Source organism: Micromonospora maritima, assembly GCF_902825405.1.
Classification (GTDB): Bacteria; Actinomycetota; Actinomycetes; order Mycobacteriales; family Micromonosporaceae; genus Micromonospora; species Micromonospora maritima.
Map to the genome: position 1 here is coordinate 1 of NZ_CADEAU010000516.1, position 3594 is coordinate 3594.

5 protein-coding genes are annotated in these 3594 nt (G+C 74.7%); 4 read left to right on the forward strand and 1 reads right to left on the reverse strand.

Annotated features, from left to right (window positions below; all coding sequences use genetic code 11):
• Positions 1–889: serine/threonine-protein kinase (locus tag HUW36_RS28185; protein ID WP_174530903.1), on the reverse strand; the 889-nt coding region annotated here is incomplete at its 3' end.
• Between the two features lie 179 nt (positions 890–1068).
• Between HUW36_RS28185 and HUW36_RS28190 the strand changes: the two genes are divergently transcribed.
• The 4 genes from HUW36_RS28190 to HUW36_RS28205 form a co-directional block, all read left to right on the forward strand.
• A complete protein-coding gene (locus tag HUW36_RS28190) occupies positions 1069–1902 on the forward strand; it encodes a patatin-like phospholipase family protein (RefSeq protein ID WP_174530904.1) in 834 nt (277 codons plus the stop codon).
• Positions 1902–2924, forward strand: coding sequence for a 1-acyl-sn-glycerol-3-phosphate acyltransferase (locus HUW36_RS28195; RefSeq protein WP_174530905.1), 1023 nt, complete (start codon positions 1902–1904; stop codon positions 2922–2924). Before HUW36_RS28190 ends, HUW36_RS28195 begins: the two co-directional genes overlap by 1 nt.
• Positions 2925–2979: 55 nt before the next feature.
• Complete coding sequence (cutA, locus tag HUW36_RS28200; protein ID WP_174530906.1) at positions 2980–3300, forward strand: divalent-cation tolerance protein CutA; 321 nt, start codon at positions 2980–2982, stop codon at positions 3298–3300.
• Between the two features lie 47 nt (positions 3301–3347).
• Positions 3348–3594, forward strand: a 247-nt coding sequence (locus HUW36_RS28205) for a hypothetical protein (protein WP_174530907.1), incomplete at its 3' end; no start/stop codon positions are given.

Below are 3594 nucleotides of genomic sequence, written 5' to 3' on the forward strand. Positions count from 1 at the left end.
CGGGCACCGCGGGCAGGGTCATCGTCGGCGCCAGCATGGTGGCGGCCTGCGGGTCGGCGGGCAGCAACTGGTCGCGGAGCACGGCCGCCACCCGGTGCGCGGTCGGCCGGCGGCGCGGATCGCGGTCCAGGCAGCGCAGGCAGATCTCCGCGACCGGCGGGGGCAGCCCCGGTACGCCGTCCAACGTGGGCGGTGGGCTGTCCGCCAGCGCGGCGCTCAGCTGCTCCCAGGTCTCCGCCGGGTACGGCGGCTGGCCGGTCAGCGTCTCGAACAGCAGCACGCCCAGCGAGTAGACGTCGGTGGCCGGCTGGGCCGGGGCGCCGTCCAGCCGCTCCGGCGCCACGTACGCCGGCGTGCCGAACGTGCCGCCGTCCTCGTCCTCGTCCGGCGCGCCCACCCGGGTCGCGATGCCGAAGTCGAGCACCTTGGCGCCGTTGCCGGTCATCATCACGTTCGCCGGGGTGACGTCCCGGTGCACGATGCCGAGCCGGTGCGCCGCCGCGAGCGCCTCGGCCACCTGGGCGCCCGTCTCCACCGCCACCGGCCAGGGCAACGGCCCCTCGGTCAGCCGGTGCTCCAGCTCCTCGCCGCTGAGCAGCTCCATCACCACGAACGAGGTGATCGCGCCGTCCGGGGCCACCGTCTCGCCGTAGTCGTGCACGGCGGTGACGTGCGGGTGGTCGAGTTGGGCGGCCGAGCGGGCCTCCTCCCGCACCATGTCGCGGAACCGGGCGTCCGCGGCGAGCGAGGGGGCGAGGACCTTGACCGCCACCACCCGGTCGAGCACCTCGTCGCGGGCGCGCCAGATCACCGACATGCCGCCGGCGCCGATCCGGTCGATGAGCCGGTACCGCCGGGCCAGCAGACGGCCGGCCTGCAGTGTCGCCATCACCTCGCACCTGCCTGGGCTCGGGAGCGCTACCAGGTTGCGGGAATGTGTCCGACCTGTCAACGGCCGTCCGATGGTGGATCGCGGCCCGCGCGCCACCGCTGACCGTCCGTGACGGCCGGGACCGGCCCGCCGGTGGCGGCGGGCCGGGCTGTGGGCCGCGTGCCAGGATGAACGGCATGGCAGGTGGTCCGGTGGCGTTCGTGCTCGGCGGCGGGGGAGTGCTCGGCGCCGTCGAGGTGGGGATGCTGCGGGCCCTGTTCCGCCACCGGATCCGACCCGACCTGGTGCTCGGCACCTCGATCGGCGCGGTCAACGGCGCGCTGGTGGCCGCCGACCCGACCGAGGCGGTCACCGACCGGCTGGTCCGCCTCTGGGCCTCCCCGGAGGCCAGCGAGGTGTACGGCGACTCGGTCGCCCGGCAACTGCGCCGCTTCGCCGCGCGTACCCACCTGCACTCGCCCCGCCCGCTGCGCCGCCTGCTGGAGAGCGAGCTGGGCGAGGGGACCACGTTCGCCGACCTCACCGTGCCGTTCCGCTGCTGCGCCGCGAACATCGAGCGCGCCGCCGAGCACTGGTTCAGCGAGGGCCCACTGGTGCCGGCCGTGCTCGCGTCCGCCTCGGTGCCGGGGCTGCTGCCGCCCACCCAGATCGCCGGGCAGCACTACATCGACGGCGGGGTGGTCAACTCGATCCCGGTCGGCGAGGCGGTGGCCGCCGGCGCCACGCAGATCTTCGTGCTCCAGGTCGGCCGGATCGAACGCGAGCTGAGCCCACCGCGCCGACCGTGGGAGATCGCCCAGGTCGCGTTCGAGATCGCCCGCCGGCACCGGTTCGCCCGGGAGATGGCGGCGCTGCCCGACGGGGTCGCGGTGCACGTGCTGCCGACCGGCGGGCTGGACCCGCGCGACGACAGCCCGTGGGCGTACCGGGACATGGCAGCCGTGGGGCGGCGGATCAGCCGGGCGTACACCGCCTCGCGTCGCTACCTGGACACCGCGCTGGAGCGCTGATGCCGCTGCCACCCCGCTGGCTACGCCGGTTGCTGCTCGGGCCCGGTGTGGTGCTGCTCGCCGTCGCCGTGGTGACCACGCTCCCGGTCTGGGCGCTGCTGGCGCTGGCCGCCTCACCGCTGGTGCCGGGACGGCTGCGCCCGCTGCGGCTGCTCTGGATCGGCACCGTCTACCTGGTCTGGGACGCCGCCGCGCTGCTCGCCCTCTTCCTGCTCTGGGTGGCCTCGGGGTTCGGCGCGTACAAGCGGTCGCCGGCCTTCCAGCGGGCCCACTACGTGGTTGCCGGCCGCTTCCTGCGGGTGCTGTTCTGGCAGGCCCGGTGGACGCTGCGGCTGAGCATCGACGTCGTCGGCACCGACCCGGACACCGCGCTGCCCGGTCGTCCCGAACTGGTGCTCTGCCGGCACGCCGGGCCCGGTGACTCGTTCATCCTGATCCACGCGCTGGTGAACTGGTTCCACCGGGAACCCCGGATCGTGCTCAAGGAGAGCCTCCAGTGGGACCCGGCCATCGACGTGCTGCTCAACCGGCTGCCCAACCGGTTCATCGCGCCGGGCGCGGACGGCCGGGACTCGGCGGTCGGGCAGATCGGCCACCTGGCCACCGGCCTGGACGACGACGACGCCTTCGTGATCTTCCCCGAGGGCGGCAACTTCACCCCGTCACGCCGGCTGCGTGCCATCGCCCGGCTGCGGTCGCTCGGCCTGGAGCGGATGGCCCTGCGCGCCGAACGCATGCAACACGTGCTCGCCCCGCAGCCGGGCGGGCTGCTCGCCGCGCTCGACGCCGCCCCGGACGCCGGGGTGATCTTCGTGGCGCACACCGGGCTCGACCAGATGCTCACCGTCGCGGACGTGTGGCGCGAGCTGCCGATGGACAAGCGGATCGTGATGCGGTTCTGGTCGGTGCCCCCGGAGGAGATCCCGGCCGGCAAGCAGGAACGCATCGACTGGTTGTTCGACTGGTGGGGTCGCATCGACAGGTGGATAGCGGCCAACCGGGACGGCACGGTCGACGCCTGACCGGATTCCCGCGCGGTTCACCGCGGCGGCGCGGTCGTCCGCGTAGGGTGCGCTGGTGGAGCAGATCTGCGTGGTGACGACCGTGGTGGACGCCCGTGGCGTGGCGGACGTCCTGGCGGCTGCCGCCGTCGCCGGCCGGCTGGCGGCGTGCGCCCAGGTCGGCGGGCCGGTGGACAGCACCTACTGGTGGCAGTCGGCGATCCAGACCACCGCCGAGTGGTCGGTGCGGCTCAAGACCGCGCCGGACCGGGTGGACGCGCTCGTCGACCAGCTCCGCGCCAACCACCCGTACGAGGTGCCGGAGATCCTGGTCAGCCGCGAGGACAGCGGCAACCCCGACTACACCGCCTGGGTACGCGAGCAGACCCGGCCCTAGGTACGCCTACTCTGTCCGCCCGCTCCGGGCGCGACGAAGCTGGCGGGGTGGAGAACACCGGCTACCCCTGTCCCGGTTGCGGCGCTCCGGCCGACCTCGTCGCTGGATGCCGCGGCTGTGGCCGCCCGCCGTACCCGCCCGCCGCCGAGGTGGTCCGGCTGGACCGGGAGATCGCCGCGCTGGCCCCGCGGGTCGAGGCGGCCCGGGCCGCGTACCAGGATCTCGCCGGCCGGCTCTCCACGGTCCGGCAGGCCCGGGCGGCGCTGGCCGCCCGGATCCGCCTGGAGATCCCCG

Coding starts and splice junctions, on each gene's coding strand:
- HUW36_RS28190 (WP_174530904.1), top strand. CDS start 1,069: ATGGCAGGTGGTCCGGTGGCGTTCGTGCTCGGCGGCGGGGGAGTGCTC.
- HUW36_RS28195 (WP_174530905.1), top strand. CDS start 1,902: ATGCCGCTGCCACCCCGCTGGCTACGCCGGTTGCTGCTCGGGCCCGGT.